This is a genomic window from Natrinema amylolyticum, assembly GCF_020515625.1.
Taxonomy (GTDB): Archaea; Halobacteriota; Halobacteria; order Halobacteriales; family Natrialbaceae; genus Natrinema; species Natrinema amylolyticum.
Genome location: NZ_JAIWPJ010000001.1, coordinates 1399827 through 1422928 on the forward strand (window position 1 = coordinate 1399827; position 23102 = coordinate 1422928).

The following is a 23102-nucleotide window of genomic DNA, read 5'->3' on the forward strand; positions in this document are numbered from 1 at the left end:
TTCACGCGATGGGATCCGCACGAACGTGGCTCGTTCGAGCGACACGCGACTCGAGCGGACAGTCTCGGACAGGAGAGCCGACGACCGAAAGTAGCGAGAACGGCGATGGCGAGGCCGTTACTGCAGGAAGTCGGGTTCGGTCCGCTGGTCCTCGATTTCGTCCTCGAGGTGTGCGCGGAACGCCTCGATCTCGACGTCGTACTCCTGGTCCTCGAAGCGGTCGCGGACCGAGATGTTGCCGTCCTCCTCCTCGTTGTCGCCGACGATGATCTGGTAGGGGACCCGGTCATCGTGGGCCGCGCGGATCTTCCGCTCGAGGGTCGAGTCGCGGCCGTCGACCTCGACGCGGAAGTCGTCGAACTCGTTTGCGACCCGATGGGCGTAGCCGAGGTTGTCGTCAGAGATGGGCAGCACGCGGACCTGCTCGGGCGCGAGCCAGAGCGGGAACCGGCCCTCGTAGTGCTCGATGAGCATCATGAAGAAGCGCTCGTAGCTGCCGTAGAGCGCGCGGTGGATCATCACGGGCTGGTGCTCTTCGTTGTCCTCACCGACGTAGTTCAGGTCGAACCGGTCGGGCATGTTGAAGTCCAGTTGGACCGTCGGTCCGTCCCACGAGCGGCCGATGGCGTCCTCGAACGCGAAGTCGATCTTCGGCCCGTAGAAGGCACCGTCGCCCTCCTCGATCTCGTACTCGTGGCCGTGGGAGTCGAGGACGCTCTCGAGTTGCTCCTCGGCGCGTTCCCAGATCTCGTCGCTGCCGACCGACTTCTCGGGGCGCGTGGCCAGGGCCATCTCGTACTCGAGGTCGAACGTGTCGAGCACCTCGGTGATCATGTCCATGATCTGCTCGACCTCCGACTTGATCTGCTCGGGGCGGACGAACAGGTGGCCGTCGTCGATGGTGAACGCCCAGACCCGCGAGAGACCCGATAACTCCCCGCGCTGCTCCTTGCGGTAGACCTTCCCGTTTTCCGCATAGCGAATGGGGAGGTCGCGGTAGCTCCAGGACTGATCCTGGAAGATGGCCGCGTGGCCGGGACAGTTCATCGGCTTCAGGCCAAACTCGTCGTCGCCCACGTCGAAGATGAACATGTCGTCCTGATAGTTCTCGTAGTGACCCGACCGATGCCAGAGGTCCGTCTTGAAGACGTGGGGCGTCTCGACGTAGTCGTAGCCCGCGTCAGTATTGAGGTTCTCGACGAAGTCCTCGAGTTCCTTGAGGACGGTCTTCCCGGCGGGGTGATAGAGCGGCAGGCCCGGCCCCGTCACGTCCTGGATCGAGAAGAGGTCCATCTCGTTGCCGATCCGGCGGTGATCGCGCTTCTTGGCCTCCTGCTTGCGCTCGAGGAAGTCCTCGAGATCGCCCTCGTCTTCGAAGGCGGTGCCGTAGATGCGCGTCTGCATCGTGTTGTCCTCGTCGCCGCGCCAGTAGGCGCCGGCGATTTCCAACAGCTCGACGACGCCGATCTCGCCCGTCGAGTCGACGTGGGGGCCGGCACAGAGGTCCTCCCACTCGCCCTGCGTGTAGAAGGAGACGGTATCGTTCTCGTCGGCGAACTCCTCGAGCAACTCGAGCTTGTAGGGTTCGTCGGCCAGTCGCTCTCGCGCCGCCTCGATCGAGACGTCCTCTCGCTCGATCTCGTAGTCCTCGGCGATGATCTCCTCGATCTCGTCCTCGAGCTCGGCGAGGTCCTCCTCGTCGATCTCGAGGTTGTCGAAGTCGTAGTAGAAGCCCTCGTCCGTCGGCGGGCCGATCGCGAGGTCGACGTCGTCGTAGTGGCGCTCGACGGCCTGGGCGAGACAGTGGGCCGCGGAGTGGCGCATGACGTCGAGGTACTCTTCGGACTGGTCCGTGACGATCTCGAGTTCGGCGCCGTCGTAGACCGGCTCCTCCTTGGCGACGAGTTCGCCGTCGAGTTTGCCGGCGACCGTATCGCTCCCGAGACCGGGGCCGATCTCGTACGCGCAGTCCTCGACGGTCGCGTCGGCGTCGACTTCGAGTTCGGATCCGTCGGGCAGTACGACAGTTAACTGCTCCTGTGACTGGGAATCTGGTTCTGACATGGGTGTGACTGTGGTGAAAATCCCGGTGGCGTGTCCGCGCCGCGTCCCGCACACTGGCCGACTCGTGTCGACACAATACGCGGTAGGTGGGAATTAGAAACGGGCAAACGGCCCTGTAAAGCGGACACCTACCATCGTAGCTACGGGTACTTTCGAGTGGGATAAAAGCATTGTGATGGGGGCCGGCGAGGGAGGACGGCGTCGCTCGAGCGGACGACCGGAGACGGACCGCTGCGACGAGTCCAGACGCTCATTGCGCGGTCGACCCGAGGACGGTGAGCGCTCCCGTCAGTCGTGGGGGAACGCTGACTGCGAGAGGCTATTCGGCTCCTCACCGACGATCAGGTAATCGAACTCCGCTGGCGCTCGTTCCCGCTGCCCGTCTACCAGTTCGAGAAGGGGTCGCACGTCATCGAATCGCGGCCCCTTCGTGACGACGTGATCCTCTCGATCCCACTCGATGAAGCCGTACTCGGCCAGTTTCGGGAGGTGAACGTGGTGTTTCTCGAGCAATTTCTCGTCCGCTCCCGAAATCGAGCGCGAGTTCGAGAGGGTCTTCCGGAGGAGTTCGCCGTCGGCGTCCGCGACCGCTCGAGAAATGCCGGTCAGTTTTTCGATGTCCCGCCGATCGCGGGTCAGTAACTCGACCAGTAACCGTCGGCGATACCGAGCCGCTAACGCGTCGAATATCTCGTCGTCGTCGATGATCTCACCCGTATCGACCATGAACTGTTCCTCTCGGTTCCCACGTACGGGCTACTGTCTGTTAAAGCGCGAATATTTTCACACGGCGCTGCTGTTTTGATTAACTGAGAGACAGTCGGGCTATCGGTACCGATACCGCCGACGGACTCTCGAAACGGTTCGGCGACTCCGTCGATGGCGGTCGCTCGAGACCGGTCGTTACCGGTTCTCGAGCAGTTCGCTCGCGGTCACCAGCGATTCCATCTCGACGCCGGCGTCTTCGACGGTCTCGCGACCGCCCTCCTCGCGGTCGACGACGACCAGGGCCCGCTCGACGGTCGCGCCCGCCTCCCGGAGCGCCTCGACGGCCTCGACGAGGCTCGTTCCCGTGGTCACGATGTCCTCGACGACGACGACCTCCTCGCCGTCCTCGAGTCGGCCCTCGATCAGGTTCCCGGTGCCGTACTCCTTGCGTTGCTTGCGCGCGATGACGTAGGGGACGCCGGCCGCGACGCTGGTCGCGGCAGCGAGCGGTACGCCACCCAACGCGACGCCGCCGAGTTTGTCGTCGGGCGCGAGTCGCTCGGCGAAGGCCTCGGCGATGGACTCGAGGCAGTCGGGGTCGGTCTCGAAGAGGTACTTGTCGACGTAGTACTCGCTGGTGCCGCCGTGGGAGAGTTCGAACTCGCCGAACTTCACGGCCTCCGCGTCGCGGAGGGCGTCGATGAGGTCCTGATTCGTCATTGCTCGACAAGGCGCGCCGGACCGAAATAAGCGGTGTGGAACGGGACGCCGACGCGAGCGGAACGGGAGAACGCGCTCGCTCCGCGAGCGGTCGCCGGATCGGCGTTTGGGCCGTCGCGCGCCACTTCCGCTGCAGGTAGCTTTTTGGCTCCGCCGGTAAGTGTGTCGTATAATGACACTGTCCAGTGCGGACGAGCCCCATCCGGACGTGCAGGCGTTTCTCGAACTCTACGAATCGCTCGACACCCCGTCGTTCGACGAGGTCTCGGCCCAAGAGGCCCGCGAGATGTTCGACGAGATGCGGGTCACCGAGGAGCCCGACATCGAACTCGAGTCCGTCGAGGATCGAACGATCGACGGCCCCCGCGGCGACCTGCCGATCCGGATCTACGACCCCGGCACCGAGGGGGAGGACCGGCCGCTGCTCCTGTACTTCCACGGCGGCGGCTGGGTCATCGGCAATATCGACACCCACGACGGGGCCTGCCGCAAGCTCGCCGCCGACTCCGGCTATCCCGTCGTCAGCGTCGATTACGGACTCGCGCCCGAACACCCCTTCCCCGAGGGACTGCAGGACTGTTACGCCGCGCTCGAGTGGGCAGCCGACGCGGCCGACGAACTGAACGCCGATCCGGAGAGGCTCGTCGTGGCGGGCGACAGCGCCGGCGGCAACCTCGCGGCGGGCCTGTCGCTGCTCGTCCGGGACACGGGCGGGCCAGAGATCGCCTATCAACTGCTGATCTACCCCAGCACGGGGAAGGTGACCGAGACTGAGGCCTACGAGGAGAACGGCGAGGACTACTTCCTCACGAAAGACGATATGGCGTGGTTCCGCGGCCACCTCTTCGAGAGCGAGATCGATCAGGGGAACATCTACGCCATGCCTCAGCTCGCACACGACCTCTCGGAGCTGCCGCCGGCGACGGTCATCACCGCCGGCTTCGACCCGCTCCGAGACGACGGGGCGAACCTCGTCGAGCGACTCGAGGACGAGGGCGTCCCCGTCGCACACCACCACTACGACGACGTGATCCACGGGTTCTTCAACATGATCTCCGAGCCGGTGAATCTGGATCGGGCCCACGAGGCTTACGACGACGCCGTCGCCGATCTGCACGCGGCGTTCGAATAGTAGCCACTGACAGTCATTGCACATCTGATCGCACGACAGCGTTGCAATCAGTATGTAAATCGTTTCAGCGGCTACTCGAGGCGTCGCGGTCCGTCGAATCGCTCTCGTTCGGTCCGTCTCGAGAACGGATAAATCAGTCGGATTGCCGACTCGATTCGGAGAAACGCGACCGAGCGACGGTTACCACGGCTCGTTCTTCAGCCCGAGTTTGTACGCGATCACGTTCGTCGTCACGTGGAGGATCGGCGTCAGCACGACGACGACGAAGAGGACCTCGAGCGTGAACCACTCGCGGAACCACTCGAAATCCAGCAGGGCGACCAGCGGCAGCGAGACGACGACGAAGTCCAGTTGGTCGAGGCCGGGGAACATCGCCCCGCGCTGGCGGCCGCTTCGGCGTTTGAGAAACGACGCGAGGATGTCGCCGAGCATCGCGCCGCCGGCGAGGCCGAGTGCGGCCCGCGGCGTGAACGCGGGGATGGCGAAGCCGAGCGCGTCGCTGACGGTCGGCTCGAGGAGAGTGAGGACGGCCGCGAGCGCGAGGCCCGCCGCGATGCCCATCGCTGTGCCGCGCCAGGTCTTCCCGTCGCCCAGCACGCGCTTGTCTCCCCACGTCCGGCCGCCGTCGATGGGACGGCCGCCGCCGGCCAGCACCGCGGCGTTGTTAGGGACGTAGGCGGGCAACATCGCCCAGAACGCGATCACGATAGTCTCGAGGATTGCCATATCGGCCGGGACGAACCGGCGTGTCTTAACGGGCGGTGGTTCGCCGGAGGCGACTCGCGGGCGCTCGAGGCGTCCGCGTTCGGCCCTGCGCTGGGGCTGCCTCGCTCGTCGTCGACTCGACCTGCGCATTCATAAACAGTATCTGTAGACAATATACACGAAAAACTTTTAGCACTCCTGATCGATGCTCATCGTAGGACTCCTGTTATCATGCCACGAGAGCAGATCTTCGACGAGGCCGAGTACGAGCGGCGGGTCGCTCGGACGAAAGCGCGACTGCGCGAGGATGACCTCGACGCCATCGTCGTCGCCGATCCGGCGAACATGAACTACCTGACGGGGTACGACGGCTGGTCGTTTTACGTCCATCAGGCCGTCGTGGTCACCTCCGACCGGGACGAACCCGTCTGGATCGGTCGCGACATGGACGGCGGCGGTGCGCGGGCGACGACCCATCTCTCCGACGACAGCATCCGCGCCTACAGCGACGACCACGTCCACTCCCCCCACGACCTCCACCCGATGGACTACGTGGCGGGCGTCCTCGAGGAACTCGAGGTCGCGGACGGCCGGATCGGCCTCGAGATGGACGCCGCCTACTTCACCGCGAAATCGTACACGCGCCTCCAGCAAAACCTTCCAGAGGCCGAGTTCGAGGACGCGACGCTGCTGGTGGGCTGGGTCCGGATCAAGAAGTCCAAGCAGGAACTCGAGTACATGCGCGAGGCCGCGCGCATCTCCGAGAACGCGATGCGGGCCGGACTGGACACCATCGAGGAGGGGGTTCCGGAGTACGAGGCTGCGGCCGCGATCTACGAACAACTGATCACCGGGACCGAGGAGTACGGCGGTGACTACCCCTCGATCGTCCCGCTGATGCCGTCCGGCGACCACACCGGCACCCCGCACCTGACGTGGACCGACCGCGAGTTCGAAGACGGCGATCCGGTCATCATCGAACTCTCGGGCTGTCGCCACCGATATCACTCTCCACTGGCCCGGACGACGTTCGTCGGCGACCCGCCCGCGGAACTCCGGGAGACCGCCGAGATCGTCGTCGAGGGGCTCGAGGCGGCGCTCGACGCCGCCGAACCCGGCGTCACCTGCGAATCCGTCGAGAAGGCGTGGCGCGATACGATCGCGCAGTACGGCCTCGAGAAGGAGGACCGCATCGGCTACTCGATGGGGCTGGGCTACCCGCCGGACTGGGGCGAGCACACCGCGAGCATCCGTCCCGGCGACGAGACGGTGCTCGAGGAAGACATGACGTTCCACATGATCCCGGGCATCTGGACCGACGAGATCGGCATGGAGATCAGCGAGACGTTCCGCGTCACGAGCGACGGCGCGGAGACGCTGGCCGACTTCCCGCGGGAACTGTTCACGACGTAGTTCGGACCGACCCGTCCATAGCACGGCCGCCATACTACTGCCGCCGACACCACCACCATATGATGACCACACCACCATCCACAACGGAGAGCGAACCGGCGGACGAACCCGACTCCGCGCTGGTCACCGCCCGCCGCCAGTTAGAACGAGCCGCGACCCACGTCGACGTCGATCCCGGCGTGATCGAACGGCTGAAACATCCGACGCGGGTCCAGCAGGTATCGGTCCCCCTCGAGCGCGAGGACGGCTCAGTCGAGGTCTTTACGGGATACCGGGCCCAGCACGACGACGTTCGGGGCCCCTACAAGGGCGGTCTGCGCTACCACCCTGAAGTCAGCGCCGAGGAGTGTACCGGCCTCTCGATGTGGATGACGTGGAAGTGTGCGGTGATGGACCTCCCCTTCGGCGGCGGCAAGGGCGGGATCGCCGTCGATCCGAAGTCACTGACCGAGGACGAGACCGAGCGGCTCACCCGCCGGTTCGCCGAGGAACTGCGCGACGCGGTCGGCCCGACGAAGGACGTTCCCGCGCCCGACATGGGCACCGACGCCCAGACGATGGCCTGGTTCATGGACGCCTTCTCGATGCAACAGGGCGAGACGATCCCCGGTGTCGTCACCGGCAAGCCGCCGGTCATCGGCGGCTCCTACGGCCGCGAGGAGGCCCCCGGACGCTCGACCGCGATCGCCGCGCGCGAGGCCATCCAGTACGACGGCCGCGAGGTCTCGGAGACAACCGTCGCCGTCCAGGGCTTCGGCAGCGTCGGTGCGAACGCCGCCCGCCTGCTCGAGGACTGGGGCGCGACCGTCGTCGCCGTCTCGGACGTCAACGGCGCGATCTACGATCCCGACGGCCTCGACACGCACGCGATTCCGACCCACGAGGAAGAGCCCGAAGCGGTGCTCGAACACCAGGCCCCGGAGACGCTGTCCAACGAGGCGATCCTCGAACTCGACGTCGACGTGGTGATCCCCGCGGCCGTCGGCAACGTCATCACCGCGGACAACGCCGACGCGATCGACGCCGACATCGTCGTCGAAGGCGCGAACGGCCCGACGACGTTCGCCGCCGACACCATCTTGGAGGAGCGGGGCGTGACGGTGATTCCCGACATCCTCGCGAACGCCGGCGGCGTCACCGTCTCCTACTTCGAGTGGCTTCAGGACATCAACCGCCGCCAGTGGTCCCTCGAGCGCGTCAACGAGGAACTCGAGGAACAGATGCTCGAGGCGTGGGACGACGTCCGCGCGGAGGTCGACGCCGAGGGACTGACGTGGCGCGACGCCGCCTACGTGGTCGCGCTGTCTCGGATCGCGGAGGCGAAGGAGACGCGCGGGCTCTGGCCGTAGCCGGTTCCGGCCAACGCGAGACGATCCGACCGATTTCTCGACGGATGCGAGCGGGCGAAGGAAAGGGCTCATGATCCAGCAGTCGTATGATCCGATAATGGCGCCGTGGAAGCGGATCTTCGCGAGCGGGCTGATTCTCATCGGGCCGATACTCGTCACGCTGTACGTCATCTACCGCGCCTACGCGATCGTGACCGGCGTCACGCCGGCGGTCGTGCTCGAGCCCGAGATGCTGACCGGCTACATCGGTCACGAGCCGACTCGCGTTCTCATCGTCCGCGCCCTCCAGATCGCCGTCTCACTGAGCACCTTTCTGCTGGTGACGATCGCGATCGGGGTCCTGACCCGAACGACGATCGGCGAACTCTTCGCGCGAAGTATCGACGGTATCGCGAACCGCGTTCCGGGGCTTCGCGTCGTCTACAACGCGTCGAAGATCGCCGCCGAAACGACGATCGGCGAGGACCAGGCGCTGCAGGAATCGGTCAGCGTCGAGAGCTGGGACGGCACGCAGATGCCGGCCTTCAAGACCGGACACACGACCAACGACGGCCGCGTGGTGCTCTTCATTCCGACGGCACCGAACGTCTCCTCGGGGTTCGTCGTCGAAGCCGAGGCGGACCGGATCACCGAAACGGACGAGAGCGTCGAAGAGACGCTCGCTCGAGTCCTGAGCGGCGGGTTCGGTGAGTCGAAACATCCCCAGAAGACGGGTCCGACTGACCCGATCGACGCATCCGGCGATCGTTCGACCGACGACGAGTGATGGGGTCGCAGACTATCGCGAGGGTGCAGCGGTCCGACGGGCGTTACTCGTCGGCGCTCGCGTCGGTCGCGTAGAGTCGCCGGTCGTCGTACTCGGCGCGCGGGTCCACGGCGGGACGGTCGTCGAACGCGAGTCGTCCGTCGCCAGCTCAGGTGTGGCTCGAGTCGGATCCGGGCCGGTAGACGGCGTTTTCGATCTCGTCACCCGACTCGAGCGCCGCGACGTTGCGCGCGACGATGTCGGCCAGTCGTTCCCAGTGTTTCGGCGTGTGACCGCCGGTGTGGGGCGTGAGCAGACAGTTCTCGAGGTCCCAGAGTTCGTGATCGCTCGGCAGCGGTTCGGGGTCGGTGACGTCGAGTGCGGCCCCGCGGATGCCCTCGAACTGCAGCGCCGAGACGAGCGCATCGGTGTCGACGATACCGCCGCGGGCCACGTTGACGACGACCGCGTTCGGTGGGAGCGTCGCCAGTTCGTCCTCGCCCACGAGCCCGCGCGTCAGGTCGTTGAGCGGGCACGCGAGGACGACGTAGTCGCTCCGCGAAAAGGCCTCGTGGATATCGTCCTCGTCGAAGCCGAGCACCTCGTCGGTCGGGCCGCCCTTCTCCGGCGTATAGCGGACCCCGATCGTCTCGACCTCGAACCCCTCGAGGCGCTTTACGACCGCCTGGCCGATCGAGCCGAGGCCGACGACCGTGACGGTGCTGTCGGTGAACTCGTGCGACTGGAAGTGTCGCCACTCGCCGTTCTCCTTGCGCCGCCAGCCCTCGTGAAGCCGGCGCGCGAAGACGAGCATGTTGCCGATCGTCTGTTCGGCGATGCCGGGAGCGTGGATGCCGCCCGCGTTCGTCACCGTGACGCCGTGCTCCGCGAGGGCGTCCATCGGCACGTGGTCGGTGCCGGCGAAGGTACACGCGAACAGCTCGAGTCGGTCGGCGCGCTCGAGGAGGTCCGCATCGATCGTGATACCGGTGGCGACCCGCGCTTTCGGCACGAGTTCGCGCTCTGCGCTCGGCGTCCGCGCGAGCGCGACGGTGTGATCGGGCAGCCGCTCGCGCAGCGTTTCGGCGTACGACTCCATCGACAGCCCTTCCGTCCCCTCTCGGAGGACGACGACGTCCGGATCCGTCTCTGAATGTGCACTCATGGGAGAGTCTCTGCGTCGGAGTGACGCGTTGCCCTACGATTGTCACCGGCCTCCTTATCCTTTTTGTGTAACCGGTGTAAACACTGGTTGTGTATAATTAAGTCGCTGGGGCGCGTCAGTGACTCGCATGACCGAACCGATACGGGACCGACTCGTCAGCCTCCGGCGCAGCTTCCACCGTCACCCCGAGCCCGCGTGGCGCGAGTTCCTCACGACGGCCCGCCTCGTCGAGGAGATCAGGGCCATCGGCGTCGACGAACTGGCCGTCGGCCCCGACGCCTACGACCCCGCCGATCGGATGGCCGTCACCGACGACGACCTCGAACCGTGGGTCGAACGCGCCCGCGAGCGCGGCGCGGACGAGGCCCTGCTCGAGCGGATGACCGGCGGGAACACAGGTGCGGTCGCCGTGCTCGAGCGCGGCGAGGGGCCGGCGATCGGGCTGCGCGTCGACATCGACGGGCTGTTCATCGAGGAATCGACCGCCGCGGACCACGATCCCGCGACCGAGGGCTTTCGCTCCGAGATCGACGGGACGATGCACGCCTGCGGCCACGACGTCCACATGACCTGGGGGCTCGCCGTCCTCGAGGCGATCGCCGAGAGCGATTTCTCGGGACGGCTGGTTGTCTTCTTCCAGCCCGCCGAGGAGACCGGCGGCGGGGGTTGTCCGATGGCGAGAAGCGAGTTCGCGGACGGGCTGGACTACCTACTGGCGGTCCACGTCGGCCTCGACCACCCGACCGGCGAGGTGGTGGCCGGGATCGAGAAACCGCTGGCGATGTGCCACGTCGACGTGACGATAGAAGGAACCTCCGCGCACGCGGGCAAGGCCCCGAACGAGGGGGCAAACGCGATGCACGCTATGGGGACCGGAATCGTGAACGCCTACGGCATCCCCCGCCACAGCGACGGGATGACGCGGGTGAACGTCGGGAAGGCCGAGGCCGGGACGGCGAGCAACGTCATCGCCGAACGCGCCGCCATGGAGGCCGAAGCGCGGGGCGAGACGACCGAACTGATGGAGTACATGAAGCGCCGCCTCGAGCGCACGATGAAATCGGCCGCGACGATGCACGGCTGCCGAGCCGAGGTCGACGTGGTCAGCGAGTCGCCCCGAGCCGACAGCGACGCCGAACTGCAGGCGCTGGTGAGCGAGGTCGCCGACGGCGTCGCGGGCATCGAACGCGTGCTGCCGGCCGCCGACTTCGGCGCGAGCGAGGACGCGACCTTCCTGATGGAACGCGTCCAGGAGGAGGGCGGGCTGGCGACGTACACGATCATCGGCACCGACCACCCGACCAGCCATCACACGCCGACGTTCGACGTCGACGAGCGCAGTCTCCGGCACGGCGTCGACGTTCTGGTCGGGACGATCCGAGAGCTCGAGGCCCGGCATCCGGTTCCACAGGTCGACGAGAGAGCGGGCGTCGAACGCGCGGAGACCGGGGAATGAGCAGGCCCCGCGTCACTCTCGAGGACATCGAGGCGGCCCGAGAGCGCATCGCGGACGTCGTCCACCGGACGCCGCTGGACACCTCGCGGACGTTCGCCGAGATGAGCGGTGCGGCCTCGGTCGGGCTCAAACTCGAGAACGTCCAGCGGACGGGCTCGTTCAAGATACGCGGGGCGTACAACAGGATGGCGCAGCTCTCGGACGCGGAGCGCGAGGCCGGCGTCATCTCCTCGAGCGCCGGTAACCACGCCCAGGGCGTGGCGCTGGCCGGCGACCTGCTCGATATCGACACGACGATCGTCGTCCCCGAGGTGACGCCGGCGGCGAAGATCGAAGCGACGCGGGGGTACGGTGCTGCCGTGGTCGTCGAGGGCGACATCTACGAGCGCTCCTACGAGTACGCCATAGAGCGCGCCGACGAGACCGGTGAGACGTTTGTCCACCCCTTCGACGACGAGGCCGTCGTCGCCGGACAGGGAACGATCGGTCTGGAGTTGCTCGAGCAATACCCCGAGATCGACACCGTGCTGGTCGCGATCGGCGGCGGCGGGCTCATCTCTGGGATCGGAACGGTCCTCAAAGCCGCCGAACGCGATATTCGGGTCATCGGCGTCCAGCCCGAAGGTGCCGCTCACGCAAAGCCCTCGCTCGAGGCCGGCGAGATCCGCGAACTCCCGGACGTCGACACCGTCGCGGAGGGGATCGCGGACACCCGAATGCTCGAGACGACCTTCGAAATCGCTCGCGAGGTGGTCGACGACGTCGTCAGCGTGAGCGATCGGGAGATCGCCGCCGCCGTGACGCTGCTGGCCGAGCGCGCGAAGACCGTCGCCGAGAGCGCCGGGGCCGCGCCGCTGGCCGCTGCGCTTTCGGACGATTCGGGGCTGGATCTCGAGGGGGACCACGTCGGCGTCGTCGTCTCGGGCGGAAACGTGAACCTCACCGAGCACGCCGAACTGACGCGAACCGGCCTGCACGAACTCGAGCGCTATACCGACGCGAGACTCGCGCTCGAGGGCTGGCCGACGGCAGTGGGCGAGGTGGTCGATACCGTCGAAGCGGAAGGTGCCGAACTGGACGTCCTCGAGCGGGCCCGTCGAACGGCAGCCGACGAGCCGAATCGGGTTCCGGTGATGATCGGCCTCGAGGGGAGCGGCCCCGAGCATCTCGTGGGCGTTCTCGAGGCGCTGGACGCGCTCGAGGGGGTGTCGGTCCTCGAGCGCTCGTTCGACTGATCGTCTCGAGCATACAGTCGGCGCGCTGAACCGCGACGGAGTCGCGGTTCGACTACCGCGAGGGATGAGTGAGCGACCAGAGGGAGCGAACGAATCGGCTGGGGAGGGCGTGGAATTCACAGTTGCCACGATGAGAGAGTACCGACAGTCAGGGCTCGGATTATGCGATAATAGACGGGAACACTGCTCGCACTGGCGGCTAGGAATTCCACACCCTCCCCAACCGATTTGCTCAGTCACTTCGTTCCCTCGCTCATCCCTCGCACGACTTTGGACCGGGGTTCGCTGTCGGCTCACCACGGTCCAGCGCGCGCCACCGCACATGGTTTCGCCGGAATGGTAGACGATACAGTACTGAAACGATATCCGTTTACAGACTCGAGCGAACGCGGAAGCGAAACTCGAGAACCCGGAAGCGAAATGAGACGGACTCAGTCCGCGACTTTCGCGCTCGGGCTGACGGCCTCGATCGCCTCGAGGAAGATGTTGATCCCCAGTTCGATCTCGCGCTCGGTCGAGTCCAGCGGCGGGAGCAGTCGGATGGTCTTCTTGCCACAGCCGAGGGTGAGTAGGCCGCGCTCGAGGGCAGCCTCGACCACGGCGCTCCGCCGTTCGGGGGTGTCGAACTCGACGGCGAGCATCAGGCCCTTGCCACGGACGTCCGCGACGGAGTCGGGGGCGTCGTCGCGCAGGAGTTCCTTCGCCTGCTCGCCCCGCCGGGTGGCGTTCTCGAGCAGATCGTACTCGTCGATGGCCTCGAGCGTGAACGCGCCCATCATCGAGCCGAGCATGTCGCCGCCGCCGAAGGTCGATCCCAGCCGGTTCTTCTCGCTGGGGAAGACCTCCGAGCGGGAGATCGTCGCGCCGACGCGCAGCGCCTTCGCGCTGGCGATGACGTCGGGTTCGATGGGGTAATGATCGGAGGCCCAGATCTCGCCGGTCCGGCCGACGCCGGACTGGATCTCGTCGACGACCAGCGGGATGTCGTACTCGTCGGTGACGTCGGCGACTTCCCGCATGAACGCCTCGCTGGGGAACCGGTAGCCGCCGACGCCCTGGATCGGCTCGAGCGCGAGGAAGGCGATCTCGTCGGGGTTGACGTGGCCGCCCTCGGGCGCGAGCATGTTCCGGAGCTGCGAGCCGCCGCCCGCGAAGAAGCCGCAGTCGCAGCTGTCTGCGTCACAGCCCCGATCCGCGCAGAAGGGGACCGTCTCGATCCCGCTGATCTCGGGGTAGTGGCGCGTGTAGACCTCCTTGGACTTCGTCAGCGACAGGGTCCCGAGGGTGCGGCCGTGGAAGCTGCCCGCGAAGGCGACGCCGTACTTCGACGGCGCACGGTGGTCGTGGGTGATCTTCATCGCGTTCTCCATCGCCTCCGCGCCGGAGTTCGAGAGGAAGACGGTGTCCATCCCGTACTGACTCGAGACCTCGGTGAGTTTCTTCATGAGGTGACTCGAGCCGGGAACGTCGGCCTCGTCGGGATTCGGACCGGAGCCGAAGTACATGTCCTGACCCGCGATCTTCATCGGTTCGACGAGGTCGAACTCGCGGACCTTGTCGAGGACTTTCGGGTTGTTGTAACCCAGCGGTGCCGCGCCGATGTGGCAGGTGAAGTCGAGGAGAACGTTTCCGTCGACGTCCGTCACGAACGGCCCGTCGGCCGCCCGCGTCACGTCCCAGACGAAGTCGTGAGAGTACTCGCTGGGTGCGGAGTACTCCTGGTGGAAGTCGACCCACTGCTGCGCGTTCGGACCCGGAAGCGCGTCCGCGTCGGGTTCCGCCGTGTCCCTATCCATACACAGTTTATGTATACCTCGTACATTAAAACTTGTTATAGATTGTGTCAGCGAAACCGAGTGCGGGCGATCTGAACGCGATCGGACTCGAGCGAACCGCGAGAAAAGCAGGACAGCATGACGATCGAGGAAGAATATCGTGCCTCGATCAGTGTCGGACGGTCCGCGACGGATCGCGGACGCAGTCGTCCGATTCAGTCGTCGTCGGATTCGACGGTGCCGGGAGGCCCGGACGGTGATTCGGGCTCCGTTTTCTGACTCGAGCCCCAGATCTTGGTCTCGTCTTGGAGCAACACCCGGCCGTGCGTCGCACTGAAGTGTTTGATCAGTCCGAGCATGGCCAAGAGGCAGACGAAAGCGAACGGACCGCCGGTGATGATCGCCGCCGACTGCAGGGCGTCGACGCCGCCGAGGATCATCAGGATCGCGGCGGTCATCCCGAGCACGACGCCCCAGAAGATCCGGTTGATGTTCGACGGGCTCGCCTTTCCGCCAGTGGTCATCATCGAGACGGCGAGCGTCGAGGAGTCCGCCGACGTGATGAAGAACGTCGTGACGAGGAGCATGAACGCGACCATGAACACCGTCCCGAGCGGGAACGCGTCGAACATGATGAAGCCGGTCGTTTCGGCGCCGAGTTCGAACGCCATCACCTCACTGAAGTCGGCGATCCCGTTGTGCTGCATCCAGATGGCCGTTCCGCCGAGCGAGATGAACCACGGAATCGTCGCGGCCGAGGTCGCGACGATACCGGTGAACGCGACCTCGCGGACGCTTCGGCCGCGGGAAATGCGCGCGATGAACAGTCCCGCGAACGGAGACCACGAGAGCGCCCACGCCCAGTAGAAGACGGTCCACGTGTTCGCCCACTCGGTACCGCCTTCGACGCCGGCACCGGTAAAGAGACTCATCGAGACGAAGTCGGTGATCATCCCGCCGATCGCCTGCGTCCCGAGCAGGACCAGGAAGATCGACGGCCCGACGACAAAGGTCGCGACCAGCAGGATGACGAAGAGGATCATGTTGAAGTTCGAGAGCCGACGGATCCCCTTGTCGACCCCGAGCACCATCGAGAGGGTGAACAGGAGCGTCATCGTCGTCACCACGGCGATGATCCCGGCGTTCCCCAGGTCGATTCCCCACTGGTAGTTGAGACCGCTGACGAACTGGCTTCCGATGAAGCCCAGCGACGTCGCGACGCCGCCGATGGTCGCGAAGACGGCGAGGATGTCGACGATCTTCGCGACCGGACCGTCTAGATTCTCTTTCCCGAGGATCGGCGTGAGCGCCGAGGACACTCGGAGGGGGACGCCGTCGTAGTTGTACGCGAAGTAGCCGATCGCGATCCCCATGATCGTGAACACAGCCAGCTGGGGCAGCGCCCAGTGGAAGAGCGTCTGTTGTACGGCGACGCTCATCGCCGGACCGGACTGACTGCCGACGTCGAACAGCGGCGACGGGTTGTCGTAGTAGAACAGCGCCTCGGTCGGCCCCCAGAACACGACGCCCGCCGCGAAGCCCGCGGAGTACAACATCGCGAAGAACGAGAGGAAGCTGTACTCCGGCGGATCGTCACCGAACCTGATCTTCCCCCACGGACCGACGATCAGGAACAGCAGGAAGAGGACGATCGCAAACACGATCGCCAGCAACGCCCAGTTCAGGTACTCGAGCATCGCCGTATTGAGCGTCGAAATAGTGTTCTCGACGAGACTCTGGTTGATGAAGAACGTCGCGATCACGCCGACGGTCAACAGCGCCCCGAACGCGAAGACGATCGGGTCGATCTCCTCGAGGAACACGTCGACCGCTCCCTTCTCGGCGTCGCTCATCCCGTCTCACCTCCCGAAACTGGGCGACAGTTCCCTGATTCCCCGCCTCTCCACCGACCGTTCGCCATGCTGCATGATGGCATACCCCTACCATTGACGGCGTATACAATAAGTGTTTCTCACCTTCCGAAAATATCCACAAATTCCGTGTATTGTACATTTCCTCATCACGGTGAAGTATGCACTCGATTTCTTCCCAAATGTATTTTGATATGCCTATAAATTATACATTCAGACAATAGACTGACGATTGGAGAGATTTCTGTAGATAGTACGACGGACAGCAACTGGGTACGTAGCGGTCAAACAGCGGATGGCGCGGACGGCGGGACCCGTAATCGACATCGATGCCCGACGGCTGAAAACGGAATTCGAGGGCGGTCGTCCTCGCGTCAGTTCGTCAGTTCCTCGAGCGTCTGCTCGCGGGATTCGGTGCTCTCGGTCACCCGCTCGGCGAACTCGTCGACCCGATCCTTGATCTCCTCGCGAGTATCGTCGGGTGAGAAGCCGTCGGACATCGTCAGCAGCCGCACGAACGCCCGGAGTTCCTCGTCAGTGAGTTCAGCGAACTCCTCGTTCTCGAGTTTGTCGACGACCTCGTCGACGTCGATCTGGCCGACCGGCTCGACGTTGAACTCGACGTTGACCATCCGGTAGTTCGAGCCGGCGAGTCGCTGTTCGGCCTTGCCGACGCCCTCGGAGAGCATGTCCTTGAACGGGGTGTGATACCCCATCGTCCCGAGGTGGAGGAAGGCGAGCATATCGGTGATTCCCTGGGTGTAGGCGTCGCGGTCCTCGTCGTCGGGATCGAAGACCGTCTCCCGGTCGCGCTCTTCCATGTACTCGAAGAGGATACTGAAATCCAGAATCGCGTTTCGGACGCGCCGCCGGATCCGATTTCGCTTCTGTTTCTTGGAGTGATCCGTGTAGTCCGTCTTTCGACCGAGCAGGAAGTCGCGGTCGGAGGGCGTGAGAATTCCGCGCGGGCGATCCGAGTCCGCCGCCATCCGCAACGACTCCGGCACGTCGTCCTGGCTCATACAGTGTACACGGAGAGCGCGCGAATTAACGTTTCTGATCCGGCGAACGTGATATTCGACGAACAGTTACCCGGACCGGACCGCCGTCTCACGGCCGTCGACGGGAGATTTCCGTCGCCGTCTCGGATAGCAGCGCTACCCCGATCTCGAGGCTCTCCTCGTCGATGTCGAACGTCGGCGTGTGGTGGCTGGTCGGATGGTCGGTGCCGACGAGGACGTAAGAGGCGAGGCCGCCGTCGTCTTGGACGCGTTCCATCAGATAGGTCACGTCCTCGCTCACGCCGAACTCCTCGCTCGAAATCACTCGCTCGATGCCCTCGACCTCCCACGCGACGTTTCCGACGAGGTCCCGCAGGGCGGGGTGGCTGTCGACGCGGGGCGACTCGCTGATCACTCGCGGCGCGACGTCGCAGTCGTGCATCTCCGCGGCGGCGTACAGCACCCGTTCGAGTTCCGTGCGCGTGTACTCCATCAGTGAGGTGGTCTCGCCGCGGACCTCGGCCTCGATCGCGACCTCCTCGGCGATGACGTTGCTGGCGGTACCGCCCTCGATACGGCCGACGTTCACCCGCGTCATCCCCTCGCTGTGGCGGGGGATGGCGTACGCGTTCTGGATCGCGGTCGCCGCGGCCTGCATCGCGTTCGCCCCCTCGTTCGGGGCCTTCCCCGCGTGGGCGCTCGCGCCCTCGAAGGTCGCGGTCAGGTGCGCCATCGCCAGCGGTTTCTCGATCCCCGCGACGATCTCGCCCGTGGGATGGTCCAGCCCGACGTGGATCGCGAGCAGGTAGTCGACATCGCTCAGGTAGCCGCTCTCGGCCATCGCCTTCCCACCCCCCGAGATCTCCTCGGCGGGCTGGAAGAACACCTTCAGCGTCCCCGAAAAGTCGCTCTCCTTCACCGCCTCGAGCGTGCCGAGCGCTATCGCGAGGTGGGCGTCGTGGCCGCAGGCGTGCATGTAGCCCTCGTGTTCGGAGCGAAAGCCCTCCGCTGCCGGCCGGTGATCGCTCTCGTCGGACTCCCGCATCGAGATCGCATCGAGATCGACGCGCAGCCCGATGCAGGGACCACTCCCCTGCTCGAGGGTCGCGATGACCCCTGTGTGCCCGCCAGCGGTGCGCTCGAGGACGTCGGATCGAACGCCGGCCTCGCGCGCCCGCTCGAGCCAGGGCTCGAGGTCGGCGTCGGACGGAACGGCCATCCGCGCGTCGGTCGCCAGGGCCTCGCGGCCGACGGCGATCTCGTCGACGCCGATCCGCTCGAGTTCCTCGACGACGCGGCCGGTCGTCCGAAACTCGCGCCAGCCGGGTTCGGGGTGGCGGTGAAACGCCCGCCGGAGATCGCTCAGTCTGGTTCGCACGTCGTAGGACATTATTGCCGGTTCTACGCGCGCGAGACACTTAACCATAGTCAATAATCGTATACCGATTACGCACGATCGATGGATGGCATCGGGGATCGAATGCGGTCGATTCGGGCTCGAGTCACCGAAACCGAGGACCGATCGATCGACCGGCACTCACGGAGGGCCGAAGGGGCGGGCGCTCAGGAGCAAGCGGTATCGCTCCGTCAGCGTATAGTCCGATTACCGACCGTAAACCCGGGCGTGATTTCGGTGGCCACCGAACCTCGAACGGCGTCCGCGAACCGACCGCCGGCAGTCGGTTCGCGGCTCGAACTCAGCCACCGTCGCTCGAGCGACGGTCGGCGTCCGCCAAATTCGAGCGGGAATTTATGCGGTACCGAGTCGAGAGCGCTCGTACACATGTCGACGCTTCCACCGTGGATCGAGGATCGGATCGATCCGGAGCCGAGCCGCGCGCTCACACAGCGCCGCGTCGTCGAGGCGATGCTGACAGCGGACCGCCCATTTTTTCTCGGCAGTCCGGCTCCGCGCGCGAATCGGGCCGGACGTCAGCGAGGAACAGGTCCGGAATCGACTCGCGGAACTCCGCGAACGCGACGTCGTCGCCGCCGAGACGGTTCCGGCGGCGACGACTCTCTACTATATCGACCGTCCGAGAGGGGCCGAACCGCGCCACCCGGACGAACCGCGGGCTCGGTCGCCGGCGAACCCACTCGATCGACTCTCGGCGAGGGACTTCCTGTTGCTCCGAGAGCCGGACGCGATCGGGACGCTCGTCCTCGCGGGCTATCAGCTCAGTCTGGTGTTGTTCACGCTCGGGACCGTCCTGGCCGCCGCCGGTCTCGAGGCACCGATTCACAGCGACCACGCCCTCTGGACCGCCGCGCTGAATCTGCTCTTGCTCTGTGTCGCGATTCGGCTCGCCGAACGAACCGCGCGCCGACTCCGCTCGCGGCGCGACGGTTCCTGACTCGAGTCCACGCAGCGGACGCGTCGAACGCGTGCCCGCTCCGAGAAGGGAGTCAGTCGCTCGTTCAATCAGTGACTACCCGTTTCGCGGGCGCAAAGCCGCGTTTGGCGCCCGCAAAATCCATCTGGGGGTTTAATTTATCCCCCGTCGATTGCTCTTTCAACGATGGCGACCCTCCCGACGTGGATCGATGAACGGATCGATCCGACGCTCGACAAGAAACTCACCCAACGACATGTCGTCGAGGTCATGATCGAGTCCGATCGCCCGTTCTTTTCGATCCAGCAGCTCCGGTCCCGCGTCAGCCCGACCGTCAGCAAGGAGACCGTGCGGAATCGGCTCGACGAACTCCGTGAGATCGACGTCGTCGCCGCGGAGACGTATCCCGAGACGATCACGCTGTACTACGTCAACCGCCCGGAATCGGCGTGGCCGCTCTCGCCGGAGGGCAAACGCGCGCTCGATCACGACTCGCCCCTCGAGACCCTGTCGCTGGCGGACTTCGTTCGACTCCGGAACCCGGCCGGCATCAGGACGCTGGTGCTGGCGGGCTTCCAGCTCAGCCTGGTGCTGTTCTGCGTCGGCGTCGGGATGATCGTCCTGTCGATGGACGCCCCTGTCGAGGCGAGTCACGGACTGCTGGCGGCCGCCGGCAACCTCTTCGTCGCCTGTCTGGTCCTCCTCGGTGCCGAGCGCCTCGCTCGAACGATCCGCGACGACGGCGTCAGCGGCGCCGTTCCGACGTCCGACCGGTCCGATCCGAAGTAACGCGCTCCGACCCGACAACAGCCGACCACATTCGAAACCATGTCAACGAACCCGTCACCGACCGACTCGTCCACGACCGAGCCCGGCCCGTCGATCCTCGCGGAGCGGACGCTCCTGGGGATCTTCGTCCATTTCATCGCGATACTGCCGCTCGTCGGACTGATCGCTACCGTCGTCATTTACGCGGTCTCGAATCACGAGTTCACGCGAGCCAACGCTCGGAACGCGCTCGACTGGCACCTGTTCGTCAGTGGCTCGTTCCTCGCGACGTTCGTCCTCGTGTTCGGACTGGACGCACTGTTCGAGTACGTCTCACTCCCGGGGATAGTCGAAACTGTCGTCTTCCTCCCAGTCTTCGCACTGGCGTTCGTCGCGATCTTCCTCGGATTCCTCAGCGTCTTCGTCTGGATCGTCGCGATGGCGAAAGCTATCTTCGGCGAGGCATGGCGCTACCCGTTCGTCCCCGAACTGGTGTGATCGAGCCGGCCTCTCTCAACCGTCGTACCTAGCCGAGGTACGCGATGGCGTCGAGTTCGACGCGGACGTCCTCGGGGAGCCGCGAGACCTCGACACAGACTCGAGCCGGCGGCTCCTCGCCGAACCGTGCGCCGTAGGCCGCGTTGACCCGCTCGTAGTCCGCGAGGTCGGTCAGGTAGACGGTCACTTTGACCACGTCGGCGAGGCCGTCACCGCCGGCGTCCGCGACGACGGCGGCGATGTTATCGAGCACCCGATCCGTCTGTGCTTCGATGTCGCCCGCGACGACCTCGCCCGTGTCGGGATCGACCGGGCCGTAGCCGGAGACGTAACACGTGTCGCCGGCGCGAACCCCCTGCGAATAGGGGTTGTCGGTACTCGGTGCGCCGTCGGTCTCGATGGAATCGATATCGGACATAGACGTTCGGCTCGAGTATCAGGCCGCTCGTTTCGCTTCCTCGGTCACGTCTTCGATCGCCTCGACGACGACGTCGAGCGCCGTCTCGGCCAGCTCGCGGGTGAGCACCAGCGGCGGCAGGAACCGGAGCACGTTGCCGTGGCGGCCGGCGGTCCAGATCAGGACGCCGCGCTCGAAGCAGTACTGCTGGATCGCGTCGACGAGGTCGCCGTCGGGGGTGCCGTCGGCGTCGACGAACTCCGCGCCGATGAACAGGCCCTTGCCGCGGATGTCGGCGAGCCGGTCGTTGCCCTCGCCGGCTTCGCGGAGCCGACCCTGGATGTACTCCCCGAGATCGCGAGCGTGCGCGAGCAGGTCGTGATCCTGAATGTACTCGATGGCGCGGGTGCCGGCGCGCATGCCGACGACGTGCCCGCGGTAGGTGCCGGCGTGGTCGCCCGGCCCCCACGTATCCAGGTCCTCGTGGTACATCGTCGCCGACAGCGGGAAGCCGACGCCGCCCAGCGCCTTCGCGCTCGTCATCGCGTCGGGGGCGACGCCGTCCCAGTCGCTGGCCCACCACTGCCCGGTGCGGCCGAGGCCGCTCTGGATCTCGTCGAAGACGAGCGTCACGTCGTTGTCGTCGGCGATATCGCGCAGTCCCTGCAGGAAGCCCGCCGGCGGCGTGACGATTCCGCCCTCGCCCTGAATGGGTTCGACGATGATACCCGCGGGGTTCGCGAGCCCGCCGTAGGGGTCCTCGACGATGGCCTGCACCTCCTCGAGCGCGTGGTCGACGGCGTCCTCAGGAGTCTTGTCCTGCCGGAAGGGATGGGGGTACGGCGCGTGGACGACGTCCGAGAGCAGCGGCGTGTAGTGCTCTTTGAACTTCTTGTTCGACGTGACGCTCATCGCGCCGGTCGTCGCGCCGTGGTAGGCACCGCGGAACGCGATCAGGCCGTCGCCGCCGGTGTTATACTTGGACAGTTTGATCGACGCCTCGATGGCGTCGCTGCCGGTCGGACCGCCGAAGACGACCTTGTTCTGGCCCCGCAGACCGTCGGGTGCGATCTCGTCTAACTTCTCGATGAGTTCGAGCCGCGCCTCGGTCGGGAAGTCGACCGTGTGGACGAACTTGTCGGCCTGCTCGTGGACCGCCTCGAGCACGTAGGGGTTCGAGTGACCGACGTTCAACACGCCGATCCCCGCGAAGAGGTCGATGTAGGTGTTGCCGTCCGCGTCGCGGACCGTCGCACCCTTCCCTTCCTCGAAGGCGATCGGGATATCGTCCGGATACGCGACCGCGCTACTGTCGATTTCCCGCTGTTTCTCGAGCAAGGCCCGCGTGTTCGGCCCGGGAACGGCGTCGACGGTCGGTGCGTCCTCGAAGTGGAGTTCGTCTATCGGCGGTCCTGCGGTCATACGTATGGGCAGGTGAAACAATTATAAATAATTTGTCCACGATATTCATACAGACCGTATACAGTTACTGAACACAGTCGAAGTCTCGATCGCTCGAGACGAGAGAGCGAGCCGAGACGAGACGGCGGTCTCGTCGGCGTCGCGCGTCGTTCAGTAGTCCGTCGCGGCTCCGGTTCCGACCAATGGAATCCACTCGTTCTCAGCGATCGTCAATACAGTGCCAGAAAACTATGGATTCGACAGTGTAATCAGGGAGTTTATCACCGTCTCCGACTCAAATCCGAGTCAATGAACGCCCGATGTCGCGCGAGCGGTCCGCCGAGAGGGTCGGTATCGAACGCGACC

20 protein-coding genes are annotated in these 23102 nt (G+C 65.5%); 9 read left to right on the forward strand and 11 right to left on the reverse strand.

Going from position 1 to position 23102, the window contains the following annotated elements; all coding sequences use genetic code 11:
- Nucleotides 1-117: 117 nt before the first annotated feature.
- From thrS to pyrE, 3 genes are all read right to left on the reverse strand, one after another.
- Nucleotides 118-2064: a threonine--tRNA ligase gene (gene thrS, locus LDH66_RS06945; protein WP_226480325.1), complete on the reverse strand. Its 1947-nt coding sequence runs from the start codon at nucleotides 2062-2064 to the stop codon at nucleotides 118-120.
- Between the two features lie 288 nt (nucleotides 2065-2352).
- Nucleotides 2353-2790, reverse strand: a complete 438-nt coding sequence (locus LDH66_RS06950) for a DUF7344 domain-containing protein (RefSeq protein WP_226480326.1) — start codon at nucleotides 2788-2790, stop codon at nucleotides 2353-2355.
- Nucleotides 2791-2967: 177 nt separating this feature from the next.
- A complete protein-coding gene (gene pyrE, locus LDH66_RS06955) occupies nucleotides 2968-3492 on the reverse strand; it encodes an orotate phosphoribosyltransferase (protein WP_226480327.1) in 525 nt (174 codons plus the stop codon).
- A gap of 172 nt (nucleotides 3493-3664) precedes the next feature.
- On the opposite strand from pyrE, the gene LDH66_RS06960 reads away from it, so the two are divergent.
- A complete protein-coding gene (locus LDH66_RS06960) occupies nucleotides 3665-4624 on the forward strand; it encodes an alpha/beta hydrolase (RefSeq protein ID WP_226480328.1) in 960 nt (319 codons plus the stop codon).
- A 180-nt stretch (nucleotides 4625-4804) separates the two neighbouring features.
- Here LDH66_RS06960 and LDH66_RS06965 read toward each other — a convergent pair whose 3' ends face one another.
- On the reverse strand, nucleotides 4805-5350 hold the full coding sequence (locus LDH66_RS06965) for a CDP-2,3-bis-(O-geranylgeranyl)-sn-glycerol synthase (protein ID WP_226480329.1): 546 nt from the start codon (nucleotides 5348-5350) through the stop codon (nucleotides 4805-4807).
- A gap of 210 nt (nucleotides 5351-5560) precedes the next feature.
- On the opposite strand from LDH66_RS06965, the gene LDH66_RS06970 reads away from it, so the two are divergent.
- The 3 genes from LDH66_RS06970 to LDH66_RS06980 all read left to right on the forward strand — a co-directional run bounded on the left by LDH66_RS06970 (nucleotide 5561) and on the right by LDH66_RS06980 (nucleotide 8857).
- Nucleotides 5561-6742: a M24 family metallopeptidase gene (locus LDH66_RS06970; protein WP_226480330.1), complete on the forward strand. Its 1182-nt coding sequence runs from the start codon at nucleotides 5561-5563 to the stop codon at nucleotides 6740-6742.
- A gap of 62 nt (nucleotides 6743-6804) precedes the next feature.
- Nucleotides 6805-8091 carry a glutamate dehydrogenase GdhB gene (gdhB, locus tag LDH66_RS06975; protein WP_226480331.1) on the forward strand — a complete coding sequence of 429 codons (1287 nt, stop codon included), beginning with the start codon at nucleotides 6805-6807 and terminating at the stop codon, nucleotides 8089-8091.
- Nucleotides 8092-8188: 97 nt separating this feature from the next.
- Nucleotides 8189-8857, forward strand: a complete 669-nt coding sequence (locus LDH66_RS06980) for a DUF502 domain-containing protein (protein ID WP_226480332.1) — start codon at nucleotides 8189-8191, stop codon at nucleotides 8855-8857.
- A gap of 148 nt (nucleotides 8858-9005) precedes the next feature.
- Here LDH66_RS06980 and LDH66_RS06985 read toward each other — a convergent pair whose 3' ends face one another.
- The gene (locus LDH66_RS06985) at nucleotides 9006-10001 is read right to left on the reverse strand and encodes an NAD(P)-dependent oxidoreductase (protein WP_226480333.1); all 996 of its coding nucleotides are present in this window, start codon (nucleotides 9999-10001) and stop codon (nucleotides 9006-9008) included.
- 127 nt (nucleotides 10002-10128) lie between these two features.
- On the opposite strand from LDH66_RS06985, the gene LDH66_RS06990 reads away from it, so the two are divergent.
- Nucleotides 10129-11457, forward strand: coding sequence for an amidohydrolase (locus tag LDH66_RS06990; protein WP_226480334.1), 1329 nt, complete (start codon nucleotides 10129-10131; stop codon nucleotides 11455-11457).
- Entirely contained in the window at nucleotides 11454-12692 is a 1239-nt protein-coding gene (ilvA, locus tag LDH66_RS06995) for a threonine ammonia-lyase (RefSeq protein ID WP_226480335.1), read from the forward strand. The genes LDH66_RS06990 and ilvA overlap by 4 nt, the downstream gene beginning before the upstream one ends.
- 431 nt (nucleotides 12693-13123) lie before the next feature.
- On the opposite strand, the gene LDH66_RS07000 is transcribed toward ilvA, so the two are convergent.
- From LDH66_RS07000 to LDH66_RS07015, 4 genes are all read right to left on the reverse strand, one after another.
- Nucleotides 13124-14488, reverse strand: a complete 1365-nt coding sequence (locus tag LDH66_RS07000) for an aminotransferase class III-fold pyridoxal phosphate-dependent enzyme (protein WP_226480336.1) — start codon at nucleotides 14486-14488, stop codon at nucleotides 13124-13126.
- A 194-nt stretch (nucleotides 14489-14682) separates the two neighbouring features.
- Nucleotides 14683-16320, reverse strand: coding sequence for a BCCT family transporter (locus LDH66_RS07005; RefSeq protein WP_226480337.1), 1638 nt, complete (start codon nucleotides 16318-16320; stop codon nucleotides 14683-14685).
- 392 nt (nucleotides 16321-16712) lie between these two features.
- The gene (locus LDH66_RS07010; RefSeq protein WP_226480338.1) at nucleotides 16713-17360 is read right to left on the reverse strand and encodes a DUF8102 family protein; all 648 of its coding nucleotides are present in this window, start codon (nucleotides 17358-17360) and stop codon (nucleotides 16713-16715) included.
- Between the two features lie 88 nt (nucleotides 17361-17448).
- The gene (locus LDH66_RS07015; RefSeq protein ID WP_226480339.1) at nucleotides 17449-18729 is read right to left on the reverse strand and encodes an amidohydrolase; all 1281 of its coding nucleotides are present in this window, start codon (nucleotides 18727-18729) and stop codon (nucleotides 17449-17451) included.
- Nucleotides 18730-19465: 736 nt separating this feature from the next.
- On the opposite strand from LDH66_RS07015, the gene LDH66_RS23100 reads away from it, so the two are divergent.
- From LDH66_RS23100 to LDH66_RS07030, 3 genes are all read left to right on the forward strand, one after another.
- Nucleotides 19466-19693 carry a hypothetical protein gene (locus LDH66_RS23100; RefSeq protein ID WP_319004345.1) on the forward strand — a complete coding sequence of 76 codons (228 nt, stop codon included), beginning with the start codon at nucleotides 19466-19468 and terminating at the stop codon, nucleotides 19691-19693.
- A 165-nt stretch (nucleotides 19694-19858) separates the two neighbouring features.
- Nucleotides 19859-20461 (forward strand): hypothetical protein, encoded by a 603-nt coding sequence (locus tag LDH66_RS07025; RefSeq protein ID WP_226480340.1) that lies wholly within the window; start codon nucleotides 19859-19861, stop codon nucleotides 20459-20461.
- A 39-nt stretch (nucleotides 20462-20500) separates the two neighbouring features.
- Complete coding sequence (locus LDH66_RS07030) at nucleotides 20501-20938, forward strand: magnetosome magnetite crystal formation protein family (RefSeq protein WP_226480341.1); 438 nt, start codon at nucleotides 20501-20503, stop codon at nucleotides 20936-20938.
- Between the two features lie 28 nt (nucleotides 20939-20966).
- On the opposite strand, the gene LDH66_RS07035 is transcribed toward LDH66_RS07030, so the two are convergent.
- Together LDH66_RS07035 and LDH66_RS07040 are read right to left on the reverse strand one after the other, a co-directional pair.
- On the reverse strand, nucleotides 20967-21356 hold the full coding sequence (locus LDH66_RS07035) for a Rid family detoxifying hydrolase (RefSeq protein ID WP_226480342.1): 390 nt from the start codon (nucleotides 21354-21356) through the stop codon (nucleotides 20967-20969).
- 18 nt (nucleotides 21357-21374) lie between these two features.
- A complete protein-coding gene (locus LDH66_RS07040; protein WP_226480343.1) occupies nucleotides 21375-22757 on the reverse strand; it encodes an aspartate aminotransferase family protein in 1383 nt (460 codons plus the stop codon).
- Nucleotides 22758-23102: the final 345 nt, after the last annotated feature.

Coding starts and splice junctions, on each gene's coding strand:
- thrS (WP_226480325.1), bottom strand. CDS start 2,064: ATGTCAGAACCAGATTCCCAGTCACAGGAGCAGTTAACTGTCGTACTG.
- LDH66_RS06950 (WP_226480326.1), bottom strand. CDS start 2,790: ATGGTCGATACGGGTGAGATCATCGACGACGACGAGATATTCGACGCG.
- pyrE (WP_226480327.1), bottom strand. CDS start 3,492: ATGACGAATCAGGACCTCATCGACGCCCTCCGCGACGCGGAGGCCGTG.
- LDH66_RS06960 (WP_226480328.1), top strand. CDS start 3,665: ATGACACTGTCCAGTGCGGACGAGCCCCATCCGGACGTGCAGGCGTTT.
- LDH66_RS06965 (WP_226480329.1), bottom strand. CDS start 5,350: ATGGCAATCCTCGAGACTATCGTGATCGCGTTCTGGGCGATGTTGCCC.
- LDH66_RS06970 (WP_226480330.1), top strand. CDS start 5,561: ATGCCACGAGAGCAGATCTTCGACGAGGCCGAGTACGAGCGGCGGGTC.
- gdhB (WP_226480331.1), top strand. CDS start 6,805: ATGACCACACCACCATCCACAACGGAGAGCGAACCGGCGGACGAACCC.
- LDH66_RS06980 (WP_226480332.1), top strand. CDS start 8,189: ATGGCGCCGTGGAAGCGGATCTTCGCGAGCGGGCTGATTCTCATCGGG.
- LDH66_RS06985 (WP_226480333.1), bottom strand. CDS start 10,001: ATGAGTGCACATTCAGAGACGGATCCGGACGTCGTCGTCCTCCGAGAG.
- LDH66_RS06990 (WP_226480334.1), top strand. CDS start 10,129: ATGACCGAACCGATACGGGACCGACTCGTCAGCCTCCGGCGCAGCTTC.
- ilvA (WP_226480335.1), top strand. CDS start 11,454: ATGAGCAGGCCCCGCGTCACTCTCGAGGACATCGAGGCGGCCCGAGAG.
- LDH66_RS07000 (WP_226480336.1), bottom strand. CDS start 14,488: ATGGATAGGGACACGGCGGAACCCGACGCGGACGCGCTTCCGGGTCCG.
- LDH66_RS07005 (WP_226480337.1), bottom strand. CDS start 16,320: ATGAGCGACGCCGAGAAGGGAGCGGTCGACGTGTTCCTCGAGGAGATC.
- LDH66_RS07010 (WP_226480338.1), bottom strand. CDS start 17,360: ATGAGCCAGGACGACGTGCCGGAGTCGTTGCGGATGGCGGCGGACTCG.
- LDH66_RS07015 (WP_226480339.1), bottom strand. CDS start 18,729: ATGTCCTACGACGTGCGAACCAGACTGAGCGATCTCCGGCGGGCGTTT.
- LDH66_RS07025 (WP_226480340.1), top strand. CDS start 19,859: ATGGCGACCCTCCCGACGTGGATCGATGAACGGATCGATCCGACGCTC.
- LDH66_RS07030 (WP_226480341.1), top strand. CDS start 20,501: ATGTCAACGAACCCGTCACCGACCGACTCGTCCACGACCGAGCCCGGC.
- LDH66_RS07035 (WP_226480342.1), bottom strand. CDS start 21,356: ATGTCCGATATCGATTCCATCGAGACCGACGGCGCACCGAGTACCGAC.
- LDH66_RS07040 (WP_226480343.1), bottom strand. CDS start 22,757: ATGACCGCAGGACCGCCGATAGACGAACTCCACTTCGAGGACGCACCG.